We start from the raw sequence: 14,814 nt of genomic DNA on the forward strand, positions 1-14,814 counted from the left end.
CGCATCCTCTTTCCAGCGTGCGCGCCGACAGTGACCCACTACACTTTCCTGATGAGCCACGCGAACCATCCGTCCGATACCGCCCTGATCGTCGTCGACGTGCAGCCGGACTTCATGCCGGGCGGGCCGCTGGCCTGCCACGAAGGCGACGCCATCGTGCCCGGCATCGACGCCCTGCTGCGCGCGCGCCGCTATCGCCACGTGGTCGCCACGCAGGACTGGCATCCGCGCGAGCACGTCTCCTTCGCCGCCAACCATGCAGATCGGACGCCGTTCGCGCAGATCACCCTGCACGGCCAACCACAGACCCTGTGGCCGGTGCATTGCGTGGCCGGAACGCCAGGCGCGGCGCTGCACCCGTCGATCGACTGGACATCGCTGGACCTGATCGTGCGCAAGGGCACCGACCCGGCGGTCGACTCCTACAGCGCGTTCCGCGAAAACCACGGACCCGGCGGCACCCGCCCACCGACCGGCCTGGCCGGCTGGCTGCGCGAGCGCGGTGTGGCCGAGGTGCACGTGTGTGGGCTGGCGCGCGACGTATGCGTGCTGTGGACGGTACAGGATGCGCTGGCGCTGGGCTTCCGCGCACACATGCTGTGGGAGCTGACGCGACCGGTGACGCCCGCGAGCGACGACGCCACCCGCGCGACACTTGGCTTGCCCAGTCCCCCGCAGGAGCAGTTGGAGTAAGTCGCGCTTGCCGCAAGCTGCCCTCTGCGGCGTGGGCTTTGCTTGTCGTTCTTGCGTTGTCTCTTCGTGACTTTGTTGGCTGAGTGCGAGAGCTTCCGAGCGCCTGTGGTGCTCGGAAACCCGCGGCAGGCGAGCCAGGTCGCGCAGAGCCGTGCAAGAGCCAGAACCAGAGCCCCATGCGGGAAGCATCCCCGCGAGCCCCGGCCCCTCACCCCAACCCTCTCCCCGGAGGGGAGAGGGAGCCAGGTGCGGCGGTCGTGCCGGCACCGGCAGACCCGCCGGGTGCCTCCCTTGCCTCAGCTACCGAGCGCCCGCGGTAAAGCGGCGGCAGCTCCTCCGAGAGCAAGCGACCCAGCTGCAGCGCACGCACCCGGAGCCCTCGATTTTCCAGGCGTCGATCCGACCGCGGGAATGGCGTCGATGGAAGCGAGGCTTCCTCCCCCTGAGACGCGACGTTAATCCGGTCCGGCAAGCAAGAGAGCGCTGACGCGCGTGCTTCGCTTGACGCTCAAGCCTCGTTCTCGCCCGACACCGTCGCCCGCGGCTCACCCTCCGGGTCCACGTTGACGTGCACACCGATGGGCCGGCAGCACACCGGGCAGTCCTCGATGTAGGCCTGTTCGCCCGCCGAGCCATCGAGCAGCAGCTCGATCCGCTCGCCGCAGTAGGGGCAGGACACGTCAGCGGGGGTCAGCATGGGCACCTCTGAGCCGATGGCCGCGCTTCTACAAGCGGACGCGGCGCGCGGGGCAAGCGTGCTGCAGTGACCATTGTTCCGGCGTGAGGATCGCAAAGCCGGCATCGCGCAGCGTGCGGCGCCCGAGCTCGAGCAAGGCACTGTCGCGGCTTAGCAGCCAGCGAGCGCCGGCAGCAGCGGCCAGGGTCAGGAATTTCTGGTCATCGCGGTCGGCGCAACGCGGCAGCCGGACATCGCACGGGACGGTCGGCAGCGCGCGCACCCGTCGGTCGAACGCCAGCACGGCGCGCTCGCGCCCGGCTGCATCCAGCGCCAGTTGCGGATAGCCCAGCACGGCCAGCCATTCGTCGCGACAGTCCGCGGCGGTGACCGCCTCGACGGCGTCGCTGGCGAGGGCGGCGGCCAACAGCTCGCAGCGCGGGTCATCGAATACGAACAGGTCCAGGCAGACGTTGGTGTCCAGCACCACGCGCGGCGGCATGGCGCTGTCCTCAGGGGGCCGCGAGCGGCGCGGCGGCATGTTCGCCCAGGCGGGCGACTGCTGCCGGGATGCCGGCAGGCCCGTCCACGCTGACCATGCGCTCCTCCTCGCCGCTCAAGCCCGTCTCCAGCTCGTGCGCCCAGGTCACGTGGTAGGGCATGTGCACGCCCCAGCCACCCAGCGCCAGCACCGGCTCGATGTCCGAACGCAGCGAGTTGCCGACCATCGCGAACTGCGCCGGCGAAAGGTCGAACTCGCCCAGCACGCGGCGGTAAGTGCGCTCGTTCTTTTCCGACACGATCTCGATGCGGCGGAACAGGTCCGACAGGCCCGACTCGGCAACCTTCTTCTCCTGGTGGAACAGGTCGCCCTTGGTGATCAGCACGATCGCGTGCCGCGCGGCCACCGCCTCGACCGCCTGGCGGATGCCGGGCAGCAACTCCACCGGGTGTTCGAGCACCGTCTTGCCCAGCTGCACGATGCGGTGGATGTCGCGCGCCTCGATGCGCGCGTCGGTCATGGCGATGGCGGTTTCGACCATTGACAGCGTCATGCCCTTGGCGCCGTAGCCGAACAGTGCGAGGTTGCGCCGTTCGGTCGCCAGCATGCCCGCCTGGACCTGGCTGTCGGCAACGTCGATATAGCGGGCGAGGATCCGCTGGAACTCGGCGCCGGCGGCCTGGTAGTAGCCCTCGCTGTGCCAGAGGGTGTCGTCGCCGTCGAATCCGATCAGTTCGAGCATGGGTGCGGGCCGTGGTGGGAACTGCCCATTCTCCCACGCACGGCGCACACGTGGCCTCAGGACGTCAGTGGAAGACGCCCAGCAGCCAAAGCACGATCACGATCACGATGATCAGGCCCAGGCCTCCGCTGGGGCCGTAGCCCCACGAGCGCGAGTAGCCCCAGGTCGGCAGGCCGAGCAGCGCGAGGATCACCAGGATGACCAGGATGGTAATCAGCATGTATTACTCCTTGCCGTTGAGAGTGCTTGCATCGTGCGCGCCACACCCGTTCAGGGTGTGTGAGCCGGCGGAGCGGGAAACGTGCAGACGCTGAACAGCCGGCCACACCCTGGCGGCGAAGGTCGACGAACAGTGAAACGGGCGCCAATGGCGAATGACGGCCCGGCGCTGGGGGCGTCCGAATTCCTGAGACAGCCACCGCCTATCGTTGCCGGGCCTTGCGGTCCTCCGCCGCGGGTATCCGATCTGCCTGGCAGTGGCTCGGTTTTTTCATGGCCGCGTCCCAAGTGCAGGACGCGGCTTTTTTTTGACCGGCGTTTCAGGCGCCCACGCGCCGGCGCACCACGTCCATGTCGCGCACCGGACGCACTTCGATCGCACCGATGCGCGCCCACGGGAAAGCCCGCGCGATACGCATCGCATGATCGAGATCGTCCGCCTCGATCAGGTTGAAGCCGGCCAGGTATTCCTTGGTTTCCGCGAACGGCCCGTCGAACACGGTGGTGCGCTGCTGGCGCACACGGAACGAGCGGGCGGTCGCGGGCGGCTCGAGCTGTTGCGAGTCGAGCACGCAGCCCTCCGCGCGCAGTTCGTCGGCATGCGTAAGGCAACCGCGCATGAGCGTGTCGAACTCGCCTTCGGGCAGGGCCTGCAGCAGGGCGTCGTCGACGTACACCATCATCAGGAATTTCATGGGCGGCTTCCGGCGAGTGGGGACGGCCGATTATGGCCGGCCCCGTCACCCGGTGCAGCCTCAGTGCAGGCGTGCCACCACCTGCTTGCCCAGTGCCAGCACGGCCGGGCGCAGCGAGGCCGGATCGCGCTCGCCCACGCGCAGGTTGATCTGGCCCTGGTAGGCGCCCACACGCAGCTTGAGACCGGCGGCCCCTTCGGCTTCGGCAAGGAAGGCCTCGTCGCCCAGCCCTGGCACCGGCGTAACGCCGATGCCGCGGCCGGTGAAGTCCTCGCGGCGGGCGGCCAGCGCCTGGGCGGCCTGCTCGGGCGAGGCCATGCGGGTGAAGTCGATCAACAGCTTGGCGCGGTAGTCACCCGGCTCCGGCTGGTGCAGGTAGGAACACATGCCGCCCGCGCCCGCCTTCTGCTCGGTCACGGTGTCGGCACCGTTGGCCTGCAGGATGGCGGCCACGTCGGCCACGGGCATCAGCTGGCACAGGTCCAGCGGCTGGTCGGCCATCGCCGGTGCGGACGGCGTCGACGTGCTGGCGGTGGTATCGGTGGACTGGTCGTGCGACGAGCAACCGGCCAGCAGCAGGCCACCCAGCAGAACCATCTGCAAACGCTTCATCGGTGCTTCTCCCCAAGCCGCACGTCGCGGCCGGGCGATCATAGACGGATGCCTGCCGGACAAGCGAAGGGCGACCCGAGGGCCGCCCTTCGCAATGGCAATGGACCGAAGCGGGATCAGTCGTTCTTGTGGCTCTGCTGGCCGGCCTTGACGTGCTGCTCGTGCGTGCCGCCGCTGCTCTGCTTGCCGGCGCGCACATGTTCTTCGTGCGTGGCGTGATCGCCACCACCGGCCTTGCCGCCCTTGCTGGCAATCGCACGCTGCTTGTCTTCGTCCATCGATGCGAAACCGCGCTTGTCGTCACTCATGGCGTTTCTCCTGTCGTTTGGAAGGAAAGTCCGCCCAGCTGGCGAACGCTGTCCACACTAGCGAGCGGCCCATAAAGAACCCCTTAGCTGCGAATCAACGGGCTCCTCCACAGCCTTGCGTTCACGTTGGTTGCGCGGCGGCCACCGCATAAGCAGTGCGTCCCCTTTCCTGTCCCCCAGCCCACACGCGCTCCTTGCGGGCGATGCTTTTCGACCGTCGATGCACAACGAGCGAGAGCATCGCCCGCAAGCGGGCTCCCGCAAGGGGGTGCCGAACGAGTGAGTAGACGAGCCATGCCCCGGACGATCCCGACGCCACCGCTTCCGCGATCCGCTCGTGCCCCGTGTCGCTGGCCATTGCCGCAAGGAAGCGCACTGGCGCTGTGGACCGTGCTCGCCGCACAGGCACACGAGGGCCTGGTCGTGCTGATCGCCGACGATCCCCAACGCGCCTGGTCGCTGGAGGAGGAACTGACGTTTTTCGCCGGCACGCTGCCGGTGCTGCATTTCCCGGACTGGGAGACACTGCCCTACGACGAGTTCAACCCGCATCCGCGCATCGTGTCCCAACGCATCGCCACGCTGGGGCAACTGCCGACGCTCGAGCGTGGCCTGCTGGTGGTACCGGTGACCGCGCTGGCGCAGCGCATCGCCCCACCGTCCTACCTGGCGACCGGCGTGTCGCTGGACAGCGGCGACGCGCTGAGCCCGGCCGAAGCGTCTCGCCGGTTGCAGGCGGTCGGCTACCGGCGCGTGCCGCAGGTGAGCGATCCGGGCGACGTCGCGCTGCGCGGCCACGTGCTGGATGTCCATCCCACCGGCGCCGCGCAACCGTTCCGCGTCCGCTTCGCGGGGGGTTCGATCGCGTCCATCCAGGCGCTCGACCCCGACACCCAACGATCGCAACAGACCGTGGCGCACCTGGCGTTGCTGCCCGCACGCGAGTTCCCGCTCGATGGCGAGGCGGTACGGCGCTTCCGGGCCCACCTGCGCGGTCACATCGACGGTGATCCGCAGGCGTGCCCGCTCTACCGCGACATGCGCGAAGGCACGGCACCGGCCGGTGTGGAATCCTGGCTGCCGCTGTTCTTCGAGCAAACCGCCACGCTGTTCGACTACCTGCCCGGCCAGCCGTTGTTCGTGCTGCTGCCGGACACCCTGGCGTCGGCCCGCGCGCTGTGGGACGAGGCCAGTGCGCGGCACGCTCGCCGCGCCGACGCGCGGATACGTCCGCTGTTGCCGCCCCAGGCGCTGTACCTGGACCCGGAGCAACTTCAGGCGCGGCTGGCGAGGCTGCCGCGCGTCCACGTCGATGTCGATGTCGATGTCGATGTCGATGTCGATGTCGATGCAGCCGACAACCCGACGGCGCCGGCGCCGCAGCTCAGCGTGGCGCGTACCCGCAGCGGGAAAGACACGCTGGCGGGCTTCCTCGACGCATACGAAGGGTCCGTACTGATTGCCGCCGATTCGCCCGGGCGTCGCGATGCACTGGCCGAATCACTCACCGCCGTCGGCCATGCGCCGCGGAAGGTCGCCACCTGGCCCGCCTTCCTCGCCCTGCGCAGGGAGCGGCCGCCCGCCATCACGGTCGCGCCACTGGAGCACGGGTTCACCCTCGCGCAGCCGTCGCTCGCCGTGCTGACCGAGCGCGAGCTCTACGGACTGCGGGCACGCCGCCCGCGCCGGGCCCGGGGCGAAGCTGGACGGCTCGCGCCGCGCGGCGAACTGGCCGGACTGCGCGACGGCGAGCCGGTGGTGCACGTGGAAAGCGGCGTCGGGCGCTATCGCGGCCTGCAGGTGATGGAACCGGGCGGCAGCAGCGGCGAGTTCCTGGCGATCGAGTACGCCGGCGGCGACAAGCTGTACGTCCCGGTGACCCAGCTCGGCCAGGTCAGTCGCTACGCCGGCACCTCGCCCGACCGCGCGCCGTTGCATGCACTGGGCAGCGGCGCGTGGGAGCGCGCGCGCGACAAGGCGGCCCAGGACGTGCGCGACGCCGCCGCCGAGCTGCTCGCGCTGCAAGCCGCGCGGCAGGCGCGCAGCCGCCCGCCGCTGGCGATCGACCGCCGCCAGCTGGCCGACTTCGCCGCCGATTTCCCGTACGACGAAACCCCCGACCAACGCGCCGCCATCGACGCCGTGCTCGCCGACCTGGCCGGGCCGCGCCCGATGGACCGGGTGATCTGCGGCGACGTCGGCTTCGGCAAGACCGAGGTCGCGCTGCGCGCAGCGTTCGCGGTGGCCAGCGCCGGCAAGCAGGTTGCCGTGCTGGTGCCGACCACCCTGCTCGCGCAGCAGCACTGCCGCAGTTTCGTCGAGCGCCTGGAGGGCTGGCCGGTGACGGTGGAGGCGATCTCGCGCTTCCGCTCCGGCAGGAAGCTCGATGCCACGCTCGAGCGCCTGGCCGAGGGCCGCCTGGACATCCTCATCGGCACCCACAAGCTGTTGCAGCCGGACGTCCGCTTCCGCGACCTGGGGCTGGTGATCATCGACGAGGAGCAACGCTTCGGCGTGCGCCAGAAGGAACGCCTCAAGCAGCTGCGCAGCGAGGTCGATGTACTGACCATGACCGCCACGCCGATCCCGCGCACGCTGAGCATGGCGCTGGGCGGCCTGCGCGATCTGTCGCTGATCGCCACCCCACCGACCGAGCGCATCGCGGTGCGCACCACGGTCACGCCGCGGGATCCGGCGGTGATCCGCGAGGCCCTTCGGCGCGAGCTGGCGCGCGGCGGGCAGGCCTACTTCCTGCACAACGCAGTGGAGAGCATCGAGCGCGTGGCGGCCGAACTGCGCACGCTGGTGCCCGAGGCCCGCCTGGCGGTGGCACACGGGCAGATGAAGGCGGGCGAACTCGAACAGGTGATGGGCGCCTTCCAGCGGCACCGCTACAACGTGCTGGTGTGCACCACGATCATCGAGACCGGCATCGACATCCCCGGCGCCAACACCATCGTGATCGATCGCGCGGAGCATTTCGGCCTGTCGCAGCTGCAGCAATTGCGCGGCCGCGTGGGTCGCTCCACGCGGCGGGCCTATGCCTATCTGGTGATCGGCGATCCGGAGGCGATGACCGACGAGGCGCGTCGGCGGCTGGACGCGTTCGCGGCCGAGGAGGAGCTGGGCGCGGGCTTTGCGCTGGCCGCGCACGACCTGGAGATCCGCGGCGCCGGCGAGCTGTTGGGCGAGGAGCAATCGGGACAGATCCAGGCCGTCGGCTTCGGTGTCTACGCGCGGCTGCTCGAGCGCACCGTGCGCGCGCTGAAGGAGGGCGGGGAACCTCAGGTCGACCTCACCCGCGGCGACACCGCCATCGAACTGCATCTCCCGGCGCTGATCGCGGAAGACTACGTGTCCGATGTCCCCACGCGCCTGGCACCGTACAAGCGCATCGCCGGTGCTGGGGACGAGGAGGCGCTGCACGCGCTGGAGGTGGAACTCGTCGACCGTTTCGGCCTGTTGCCCGAGCCTACCGCGCGCTTGTTCGCGCTGGCGCGGCTGCGCCTGATGGCCCATTCGCTGGGCATCGCACGGATGGATATGGACCACGGTGGCGGCGCGCTGGTGGTTGGCCGCGATAGCGCGCTCGATGCCGCGGCGCTCGACCGCCTGGTCGAGAGCCAGCCAGAGGTCTATGCGCGCGAGGGCGAGGACCGGCTCGTCGTGACGCTGGATCTTGGCGATCCGGAGGACGTCATGCGCGCGGCGGAGGAGCTGCTGGTGCGCCTGGGCGCGCGTCGACCGGAAGCGGACCTCTCGTAGGGTGGGTTTCGGCCCACCGCAAGGACGCGCAAAAGGTGGGCGGGACCCGGTCCCCGCGTGGAGACCGGGTCAGGCCGGATCAGCCAGTCGTGCCCGGGGACATCGACGAATCACCGCTCGATTGCCCGGCGAAATCCACCACCAGCGTCACGCGGCGATTGGAGGCGCCCGCCTCACGGGTCTGGCCGCGCTCGACCTGGCGATCGCTCGCCTCGCCGTAGCTGACCGCACGCAGGTGGTCGGCGGACAGGCCGCTCTGCACCAGGTAGTCGCGCACCGCCTTGGCACGGCGCTCGCCGAGGCGACGGTTGTAGCTGGCCGAGCCGGCCGGGTCGGCGAAGCCTTCCACGGTGATCACGGCGTCCGGATAGTGCTGGCCGACGACCTTGGCGAAATCGTCCAGCAGTGGCTTGTCTTCGTCGCGCAGGGTCGCATCGTTGAAGGCGAAGTGCGCGGCGGTGTCCAGACGCACGCGGCCGGCCATCTGCGAGATCTGCGCGTCGTACTTGGCGAAGCGCTGCTGCATCTCCTGGGTCAGCGAGTCGAGCTGCTGTTGCTGCTTCTGGTCGTTGGCGCGCAGTTCGGCAATCGCGGCGTCGTAATCGGCCTTCTTCACGTAGTTGGTGCAACCGCCAAGCGCGATCGCCGTAACCATCAGCGACCCCGCGGCCCACCGGAATGTCGAATTGACCATGTGCGCCTTCTCCTTCATGAGCGAGCCCTTGGCGGGTGCCTGCCCTTCGGACAACCACCAACCGTGTCGGCCCAGAGCTTCGGACCGTAGCACCCCCGGTTGCCCGCTACCTTGATGTTTCCTGACTCGGACGCCCAAACGTGCGCGAGGGCACGCGGGGGGACATCCGTCGGTTTAGGAATGTGGAGATTGTGGTAAAGCGCGGCTGCCAGGGGCGCTGCCTGGCGGCCTCAGCCCGGCACCCGGCTCCGGGCACGCGCGCCCCGCCGCAGGTCAGATCTGCTGGTCGCGCTGCGCGTCGTTGCCGCTCTGGCCGCCCTGGATGACACCCTCGTCGGACTCCTGCCCCGGCATGTGCGCCGACGCCATGCGCGCCGGCCCACCGGGCGAGCCGGCGGTGCCGCCGCGGTTGGGCGAGTCCGCGCCAGTGGTGCGATCGGCTGGGTCGCGCGGCATGCCGTGCACGCGCTGGTCCTGTTGCGCACCCAGGTCGGCGGCGGCACCCGGGTTGCGCGAGGCCGGAACGCCGGTGCTGTCACTGGCGACGTGCCCGCCGTCGTCGCCGCTGAAACCCTGCTCGACGCTGCCCTTGTGCGCCGGGCCGCCCTGGTCCAGCGACAGGCCGGGAGGATCCACGCGCGGCAGTCCACCGGGCAGGCCGGCGGCGGTGTCGAACTCCTCGCGCGCGGCCTGCGCCACCTTGTGGCTGATCCCACCCTGGCTCTGCGTGTTGGATCCGGCGGTCTTGCCCTCGGCGTCGGGGGCCATCGGACCTCCGATCGCCTCGCGGCCGCGCTCGTCGTGTTGGTTGCCCATGGCATCTTTCCCTCGGCTTTGCATGTGAGAAAGTCTCGCGCGACGGCTGTCAGGGCAGCGTCGAAGGGCACCAGCGGGCTCGTCGCCACCGTCGTAGCTTGCGCATTACAGGTATCTAACAAGGTTCGGTGCACATTCAGCATCCGGGGCAGCGATCACCGCCGCCACGGCCCGGCTCGACGGTTCAGGAACGCGCATATGACTACCCATGCCCAGCTCCCCCACCACTCCGTGTGGCCCACCACCCGGTGGCGCCAACTCGCGCTGCGCCTGGGCCGCCAGCTGGGCCTGATCCCCGAGCAGGCACCCGTGGTGCCGCCCACCCGCCGCCAGCAGCTGCTGGCGGCGCAGGACCGCCGCCGCGCCGAGCAGCGCCGCGCCGCCGAGCTGGCCCGCGGTCATCGCTGATCGGCCCGACCGGACACGCTGCGGCGGCTTCTAAGGTCCCAACACCCAGTAATAGAAATCCTGCGCGATCACCTTTTCGTCCGCCTCCGGTGCGTACCCGTAACGCGCGTGCTCGCCCCTTGCCACGATCTGCCGGGCGAACGCGTCGGCCAACCGGCGGGTCGGGTCGCGGCCGAGCAGGAAGGCGCGGAAACCGTCATAGCGAACCCGCTCGGTTTTTGCATCGGCCTGAATGATGTGATCGACATGCAACGGATCGGCTCCCTGCCGGCATCGGGTGCCGGCGCATGCGCCAGAGCTCGCCTGGCACGGCCAGCCTACGGTCACCCGGGTGAAGCTGCCGCGCGCGATTGGTCGTCGCCGCCTGCATTGTCCTGACGCCGGGCGGCGGCGCCCACGCAACCTACACGTCCCTTTGCCCCCGGGCGTCAGACGCTGGGGTCGCTTGCGCATATCCCGTGTCCGCGCGAGCGACGCCTGACACGCATGGGACCGTCGCCCGGGCCATGTCCACCCACGATACCGCCGACGACCACGACCGCTCTGCGCGGGAGCGTGAACTTGCGCAGGAGAACGCGCGCCTGCGCAAGGCGCTCGAACGCGCCGGCGTGGACGTCGACAAAGCCCTGACCGAGGTGGATGTCGCCCGCCAGGCTACCCGGCAGGCGCACGACGAGGCGGTCGTTGCGGCCCACGACCACGCCGCAGCGATGGAACAGGGGCGTGCAAGGCTGGCCGATGCCCAGGCGCTGAACGCCGACCTGCGCCGCAGCAACGAGGCGCTGGCCGCCAGCCAGGCCGCCCTGGGCCGCAGCCAGGAACGGTTCCACGGCCTGTTCGCGATGAACACCCTCGGCGTGATGATCTGGGGCCCGGACTTCACCATGGCCGAGGTCAACGACGGCTTCGTGGCGATGAGCGGCTACAGCCGCGAGGAGGCGCGGGGCCTGAGCTGGCGGCAACTGACGCCGGAGGAGTTCCATCCGGTCACGCTGCGCGCGATCGAACAGCTCCAGGCCACCGGGGAAAGCACGCCCTACGAGAAGCAATACCTGCGCAAGGACGGCTCGCGCTGGTGGGGCCTGTTTGCCGCCCGCAAGGTGGGCGACGTCACACTGGGTGTCGTGCTGGATGTCACCACGCGGCGCAACGTCGAGGAAGCCCTGCGCGACAGCGAGGAACAACTGCGCCTCATCGTCGAGAGCGCCCGCGACTACGCCATCATGGCGACCGACCCCGAAGGCCGCGTTACGCGCTGGCTGCCGGGCGCCGCTGCCGTGTTCGGCTGGCGCGAGGAAGAAGTGCTCGGCCGGCCCGCGACCATGATCTTCACGCCGGAGGACCAGGCGTCGGGACAACCCGCCAGCGAAATGGCCATCGCTCGCGAGCACGGCGTGGCGCCGGACGTGCGCTGGCATCTGCGCCAGGATGGCTCTCGCGTGTTCATCGAGGGCCACATGATGGCGCTGCGTGGACCCGATGGCGCGCTGCGTGGCTACCTGAAGATCGGGCAGGACATCACCGAACGCTGGATGGCCGAGGAACAGCTGCGCCAGAGCGAGGCGGCGTTGCGCCACCTCAACGAGACGCTCGAGGCCCAGGTCGATGCGCGCACCGCCGAGCTGCGCCAGGCGGTGGAGGCGCTGCACGCCGAAGCGGTCGACCGCGTGCAGGTCGAAGAGGCGCTGCGCCAGGCGCAGAAGATGGAGGCGGTCGGCCAGCTCACCGGCGGCCTCGCGCACGACTTCAACAACCTGCTGACCGGCATCGTCGGCAGCCTCGACCTGCTGCAGCGGCGCACGGCGCAGGGACGCTACAACGACCTGGACCGCTACATCGCCGCCGCGCGTGGTGCGGCCGATCGCGCCTCGGCACTGACCCACCGCCTGCTCGCGTTCTCCCGCCGGCAGACGCTCGATCCGCGGCCGACCAACCTCAACGCGCTGGTGCACGGCATGGTCGAGCTGCTCCGGCGCACGATCGGCCCGCACATCCGACTGGAGGTCGATCCCGCCGACGGGCTGTGGACCACGCTATGCGATTCCAACCAGCTGGAGAACGCGCTGCTCAACCTGTGCATCAACGCCCGCGACGCCATGCACGGCGGCGGGCGGCTGGTGATCGGCACCGCCAACACGCGGCTCGACGCGGCGGCCGCCAAGGGGCTGGACATGGTGCCGGGCGCGTACGTGGCGCTGCGCGTGTGCGACAGCGGCACGGGCATGCCGCCGGAAGTGATCGCGCGCGCGTTCGATCCGTTTTACACCACCAAACCGCAGGGCCAGGGCACCGGGCTGGGACTGTCGATGGTGTACGGCTTCGCGCGCCAGAGCGGCGGGCAGGTGCGCATCGAGTCCACGCCCGGACAGGGCACCACCGTGACGATCTACCTGCCCCGCCACAAGGGCGAGCCGCAGGCCGATGCCGCCGCCACCGACGTGGCGAACGCACTCCCGGCCGGCGCCAACGAGGCCGTGCTGGTGGTCGACGATGAGCCGACCGTGCGCATGCTGGTGGGCGAGGTGCTGCGCGAGCTCGGCTACACCGCGATCGAAGCGGCCGACGGTGCCTCCGCATTGCGGGTGCTGCAGTCGCAGGTGCGCGTGGACCTGCTGGTGACCGACATCGGCCTGCCCGGTGGCATCGGCGGCCGGCAGCTGGCCGACACCGCGCGGACCTCGCGCCCGTCACTGCGCGTATTGTTCATTACCGGCTATGCGGAAAACGCCGCCCTCGGCCCGCTCCAGCCAGGCATGCAGGTGATGACCAAACCGTTCGCCATGGATGCGCTGGCCTCGCGCATCCGCGACATGCTCGGTGGCGAGCCGTCCTGAAAAAATCTCCCGGCGAGGCGCGTTTTTTTCAGGCGGCCGGCGGCATTGTCTTGGCCGTCCGCGGGCTGCGGCGTTGGCGCCGCCCTTGCATCGTCTGGGGAGCCTGGCCATCCGGTCGGGTATCACGCGTACTCCCACGGAGGCACCATGGCAAACCAGCGAGACAACGAGCGCAGCAACCAGCAGTCCGGCCGTTCGGCCAGCGACGACAACGGTGACATGACCGTCCGCGAAGCCGGCCAGAAAGGCGGCCAGCGCGTGCGCGAACTGGTCGAGGAAGGCAAGGATTCCGAAGGCGGCCGCAGCGGCAACGATCGTTAGACCGGCGCCGTTCGGCAGACAGGAAAAGCCTGGCTTGCGCCAGGCTTTCCTTGCATAGCGAAGAAGATCGGCCCGAGGCGATTTGCTCCCGCTCCCCGGCGGGGAGAGCGAGCAGAACGTGGAGGTGCGCGCCTGGTGGCGCACCCGCTGCAACGTTCGAACACCTTGGCGACGCACCTTCGCCGCCGTCACCCGAGCGCCATGCAAGGGCACCCGCCGCAGCGCCTCAACAGCCGCTCCCCGGCGAAGAGAGCAATGCGCACACCGGTCACTGGTCGCTCGAACGCACCAGCGCCAGTCCCGCCGGCGTCAGCTCCAGTGACGGACCACCATCGCAGACGTGCTCCGGGCGGCGCACCACCCCTGCCAGCATCAGTCGCGCCACCGCCGCCTCCGGCACCCTGGCGCCCTGGCCCTCGGCTACGCGGGCGAGGTGGGCCAGATCCTGCAAATCGAGCTTGTCGGTCATCGTCGGCCTCTTCCGGTCGCTTCGTTCCGGCGGTGCGCAAACGGCCACCAGCCCTTGCCACGGCGCGCATAGCGGTCGGCCGCGCGTTCGAACCGATTGTGCGCGCTGACGCCCCCGCACAGCAGGTAGGCCGGCAGGAACAGCGGACCGAGCACCATGTACTGGTAGACGTGCGCACGCTCGTGACCGGCCAGCGACACCGGCGGCTCGACCGCATGCCCGGCGCGGTGCGCGTAGGTCGGGCAGGCCACGTCCAGGCTGTCGCCGGTGTGCAGGATGACGTTGCCGAGGGTCAACGCCCCCGGGAAGAACCAGCGCATCCGCGCGAATACCAGCGCCAGCTCACGCGGGCGCCACTGTGCGCGGGCACCGAGCATCAGCCCGATGCCGCCGGCGATCAGGCCGAGCAGCGTGTTGGGCGAGGTCCACAGTGCGCCGAGCACCACCCCCAGCCATCCGGCCGGACGCATCTCGGGGCGGGCATGCGCGCTCAGCAGGAGCCCACCAGTTCGTGCGCGAACGAACTGGCCGCCGCCATCGCCTGGTCTTCGTCGCGGAAGTGTTCGCCGGGCACCACGCGCAAGGTGCCGTCCGGCAGGCGCACGGTGACGCTCAGCAGCCCGTCGGCCTGCTCGTTGAGGATCGCCACGAAATGCTTGCCGCTGTCCTCGAAGGTGCGCTCATGGTGGGTATGCTGCATGGAGGGGGCTCCTCGATGGGTGGGTAGTTTCATCTTGCGGGCGGCTGCGGCCAACGCAAGCAGGCGCGACCGTGGCGCTAGACCGGCAAGGGACCTGGCGGATACGGGATCGGTATCAGCGCGACATCCCCCTGCTTGCGCTTGGCCGCTGCGATGCCGGCCTGGCAGCCCGCTTCGGCGGCTTCGAACAGGTCGGCGAACGGCGCCTCGCCGCAAACGGTGTCGGTGCGGATGAGCGGCAACCCCGGCTGCGCCCGCAGCAGCGCGAACTGGCCCACGAAGCCCCGACCTTCGGCGGGCACGATCCACGAACCCACCACCACGATGTCTCCGACGAGGTACGCCATGGACCTGCTCCTG

General features: G+C 69.9%; 19 protein-coding genes. 5 read left to right on the forward strand and 14 right to left on the reverse strand.

From position 1 onward, the window contains the following. The first annotated feature begins 51 nt into the window (after positions 1 to 51). Positions 52 to 693: a bifunctional nicotinamidase/pyrazinamidase gene (pncA, locus tag J7I44_RS03040; protein WP_209615522.1), complete on the forward strand. Its 642-nt coding sequence runs from the start codon at positions 52 to 54 to the stop codon at positions 691 to 693. Positions 694 to 1,201: 508 nt separating this feature from the next. Here pncA and J7I44_RS03045 read toward each other — a convergent pair. From J7I44_RS03045 to J7I44_RS03075, 7 genes are all read right to left on the reverse strand, one after another. Beyond that, entirely contained in the window at positions 1,202 to 1,390 is a 189-nt protein-coding gene (locus tag J7I44_RS03045; protein WP_209615525.1) for a CPXCG motif-containing cysteine-rich protein, read from the reverse strand. Between the two features lie 28 nt (positions 1,391 to 1,418). Next, positions 1,419 to 1,871, reverse strand: coding sequence for a putative toxin-antitoxin system toxin component, PIN family (locus J7I44_RS03050; RefSeq protein WP_209615529.1), 453 nt, complete (start codon positions 1,869 to 1,871; stop codon positions 1,419 to 1,421). A 10-nt stretch (positions 1,872 to 1,881) separates the two neighbouring features. Continuing rightward, on the reverse strand, positions 1,882 to 2,613 hold the full coding sequence (locus J7I44_RS03055) for an HAD family hydrolase (RefSeq protein ID WP_209615532.1): 732 nt from the start codon (positions 2,611 to 2,613) through the stop codon (positions 1,882 to 1,884). A 64-nt stretch (positions 2,614 to 2,677) separates the two neighbouring features. Next, positions 2,678 to 2,833 carry a DUF3309 family protein gene (locus J7I44_RS03060; RefSeq protein WP_209615534.1) on the reverse strand — a complete coding sequence of 52 codons (156 nt, stop codon included), beginning with the start codon at positions 2,831 to 2,833 and terminating at the stop codon, positions 2,678 to 2,680. Between the two features lie 319 nt (positions 2,834 to 3,152). Continuing rightward, positions 3,153 to 3,527 carry a YciI family protein gene (locus J7I44_RS03065; protein ID WP_209615536.1) on the reverse strand — a complete coding sequence of 125 codons (375 nt, stop codon included), beginning with the start codon at positions 3,525 to 3,527 and terminating at the stop codon, positions 3,153 to 3,155. Positions 3,528 to 3,587: 60 nt separating this feature from the next. Further along, the gene (locus J7I44_RS03070) at positions 3,588 to 4,139 is read right to left on the reverse strand and encodes a DUF3558 family protein (RefSeq protein WP_209615538.1); all 552 of its coding nucleotides are present in this window, start codon (positions 4,137 to 4,139) and stop codon (positions 3,588 to 3,590) included. A 116-nt stretch (positions 4,140 to 4,255) separates the two neighbouring features. Continuing rightward, positions 4,256 to 4,447 (reverse strand): KGG domain-containing protein, encoded by a 192-nt coding sequence (locus J7I44_RS03075; protein WP_209615540.1) that lies wholly within the window; start codon positions 4,445 to 4,447, stop codon positions 4,256 to 4,258. Between the two features lie 294 nt (positions 4,448 to 4,741). Between J7I44_RS03075 and mfd the strand changes: the two genes are divergently transcribed. Further along, the gene (gene mfd / locus J7I44_RS03080) at positions 4,742 to 8,212 is read left to right on the forward strand and encodes a transcription-repair coupling factor (protein WP_245187882.1); all 3,471 of its coding nucleotides are present in this window, start codon (positions 4,742 to 4,744) and stop codon (positions 8,210 to 8,212) included. A gap of 79 nt (positions 8,213 to 8,291) precedes the next feature. On the opposite strand, the gene J7I44_RS03085 is transcribed toward mfd, so the two are convergent. Together J7I44_RS03085 and J7I44_RS03090 are read right to left on the reverse strand one after the other, a co-directional pair. Next, positions 8,292 to 8,906, reverse strand: coding sequence for an OmpA family protein (locus J7I44_RS03085; protein ID WP_209615544.1), 615 nt, complete (start codon positions 8,904 to 8,906; stop codon positions 8,292 to 8,294). Between the two features lie 273 nt (positions 8,907 to 9,179). Beyond that, positions 9,180 to 9,722, reverse strand: a complete 543-nt coding sequence (locus J7I44_RS03090) for a hypothetical protein (protein WP_209615547.1) — start codon at positions 9,720 to 9,722, stop codon at positions 9,180 to 9,182. 198 nt (positions 9,723 to 9,920) lie between these two features. On the opposite strand from J7I44_RS03090, the gene J7I44_RS03095 reads away from it, so the two are divergent. Beyond that, a complete protein-coding gene (locus J7I44_RS03095; RefSeq protein WP_209615550.1) occupies positions 9,921 to 10,130 on the forward strand; it encodes a hypothetical protein in 210 nt (69 codons plus the stop codon). Between the two features lie 30 nt (positions 10,131 to 10,160). Here the strand turns inward: J7I44_RS03095 and J7I44_RS03100 are convergent, their stop codons facing one another. Further along, positions 10,161 to 10,382 carry a hypothetical protein gene (locus J7I44_RS03100; protein ID WP_209615553.1) on the reverse strand — a complete coding sequence of 74 codons (222 nt, stop codon included), beginning with the start codon at positions 10,380 to 10,382 and terminating at the stop codon, positions 10,161 to 10,163. Between the two features lie 254 nt (positions 10,383 to 10,636). On the opposite strand from J7I44_RS03100, the gene J7I44_RS03105 reads away from it, so the two are divergent. Together J7I44_RS03105 and J7I44_RS03110 are read left to right on the forward strand one after the other, a co-directional pair. Beyond that, complete coding sequence (locus J7I44_RS03105; RefSeq protein ID WP_209615557.1) at positions 10,637 to 12,964, forward strand: hybrid sensor histidine kinase/response regulator; 2,328 nt, start codon at positions 10,637 to 10,639, stop codon at positions 12,962 to 12,964. A gap of 147 nt (positions 12,965 to 13,111) precedes the next feature. Further along, a complete protein-coding gene (locus J7I44_RS03110) occupies positions 13,112 to 13,285 on the forward strand; it encodes a small, acid-soluble spore protein, alpha/beta type (RefSeq protein ID WP_209615595.1) in 174 nt (57 codons plus the stop codon). Between the two features lie 268 nt (positions 13,286 to 13,553). Here the strand turns inward: J7I44_RS03110 and J7I44_RS03115 are convergent, their stop codons facing one another. The 4 genes from J7I44_RS03115 to J7I44_RS03130 all read right to left on the reverse strand — a co-directional run bounded on the left by J7I44_RS03115 (position 13,554) and on the right by J7I44_RS03130 (position 14,801). Beyond that, on the reverse strand, positions 13,554 to 13,754 hold the full coding sequence (locus J7I44_RS03115) for a hypothetical protein (RefSeq protein WP_209615597.1): 201 nt from the start codon (positions 13,752 to 13,754) through the stop codon (positions 13,554 to 13,556). Then, positions 13,751 to 14,224 (reverse strand): hypothetical protein, encoded by a 474-nt coding sequence (locus tag J7I44_RS03120; protein ID WP_209615600.1) that lies wholly within the window; start codon positions 14,222 to 14,224, stop codon positions 13,751 to 13,753. Before J7I44_RS03120 ends, J7I44_RS03115 begins: the two co-directional genes overlap by 4 nt. Before the next feature lie 20 nt (positions 14,225 to 14,244). Continuing rightward, complete coding sequence (locus J7I44_RS03125) at positions 14,245 to 14,454, reverse strand: hypothetical protein (protein ID WP_209615603.1); 210 nt, start codon at positions 14,452 to 14,454, stop codon at positions 14,245 to 14,247. Positions 14,455 to 14,531: 77 nt separating this feature from the next. Beyond that, on the reverse strand, positions 14,532 to 14,801 hold the full coding sequence (locus J7I44_RS03130) for a hypothetical protein (protein WP_209615606.1): 270 nt from the start codon (positions 14,799 to 14,801) through the stop codon (positions 14,532 to 14,534). Between the last annotated feature and the right edge of the window lie 13 nt (positions 14,802 to 14,814).

The organism is Frateuria flava, assembly GCF_017837635.1.
Taxonomy (GTDB): domain Bacteria; phylum Pseudomonadota; class Gammaproteobacteria; order Xanthomonadales; family Rhodanobacteraceae; genus Frateuria_A; species Frateuria_A flava.

Coding starts and splice junctions, on each gene's coding strand:
- mfd (WP_245187882.1), top strand. CDS start 4,742: ATGCCCCGGACGATCCCGACGCCACCGCTTCCGCGATCCGCTCGTGCC.
- J7I44_RS03125 (WP_209615603.1), bottom strand. CDS start 14,454: ATGCAGCATACCCACCATGAGCGCACCTTCGAGGACAGCGGCAAGCAT.
- J7I44_RS03090 (WP_209615547.1), bottom strand. CDS start 9,722: ATGGGCAACCAACACGACGAGCGCGGCCGCGAGGCGATCGGAGGTCCG.
- J7I44_RS03105 (WP_209615557.1), top strand. CDS start 10,637: ATGTCCACCCACGATACCGCCGACGACCACGACCGCTCTGCGCGGGAG.
- pncA (WP_209615522.1), top strand. CDS start 52: ATGAGCCACGCGAACCATCCGTCCGATACCGCCCTGATCGTCGTCGAC.
- J7I44_RS03055 (WP_209615532.1), bottom strand. CDS start 2,613: ATGCTCGAACTGATCGGATTCGACGGCGACGACACCCTCTGGCACAGC.
- J7I44_RS03050 (WP_209615529.1), bottom strand. CDS start 1,871: ATGCCGCCGCGCGTGGTGCTGGACACCAACGTCTGCCTGGACCTGTTC.
- J7I44_RS03110 (WP_209615595.1), top strand. CDS start 13,112: ATGGCAAACCAGCGAGACAACGAGCGCAGCAACCAGCAGTCCGGCCGT.
- J7I44_RS03120 (WP_209615600.1), bottom strand. CDS start 14,224: ATGCGTCCGGCCGGATGGCTGGGGGTGGTGCTCGGCGCACTGTGGACC.
- J7I44_RS03095 (WP_209615550.1), top strand. CDS start 9,921: ATGACTACCCATGCCCAGCTCCCCCACCACTCCGTGTGGCCCACCACC.
- J7I44_RS03070 (WP_209615538.1), bottom strand. CDS start 4,139: ATGAAGCGTTTGCAGATGGTTCTGCTGGGTGGCCTGCTGCTGGCCGGT.
- J7I44_RS03045 (WP_209615525.1), bottom strand. CDS start 1,390: ATGCTGACCCCCGCTGACGTGTCCTGCCCCTACTGCGGCGAGCGGATC.
- J7I44_RS03065 (WP_209615536.1), bottom strand. CDS start 3,527: ATGAAATTCCTGATGATGGTGTACGTCGACGACGCCCTGCTGCAGGCC.
- J7I44_RS03130 (WP_209615606.1), bottom strand. CDS start 14,801: ATGGCGTACCTCGTCGGAGACATCGTGGTGGTGGGTTCGTGGATCGTG.
- J7I44_RS03115 (WP_209615597.1), bottom strand. CDS start 13,754: ATGACCGACAAGCTCGATTTGCAGGATCTGGCCCACCTCGCCCGCGTA.
- J7I44_RS03085 (WP_209615544.1), bottom strand. CDS start 8,906: ATGGTCAATTCGACATTCCGGTGGGCCGCGGGGTCGCTGATGGTTACG.
- J7I44_RS03075 (WP_209615540.1), bottom strand. CDS start 4,447: ATGAGTGACGACAAGCGCGGTTTCGCATCGATGGACGAAGACAAGCAG.
- J7I44_RS03060 (WP_209615534.1), bottom strand. CDS start 2,833: ATGCTGATTACCATCCTGGTCATCCTGGTGATCCTCGCGCTGCTCGGC.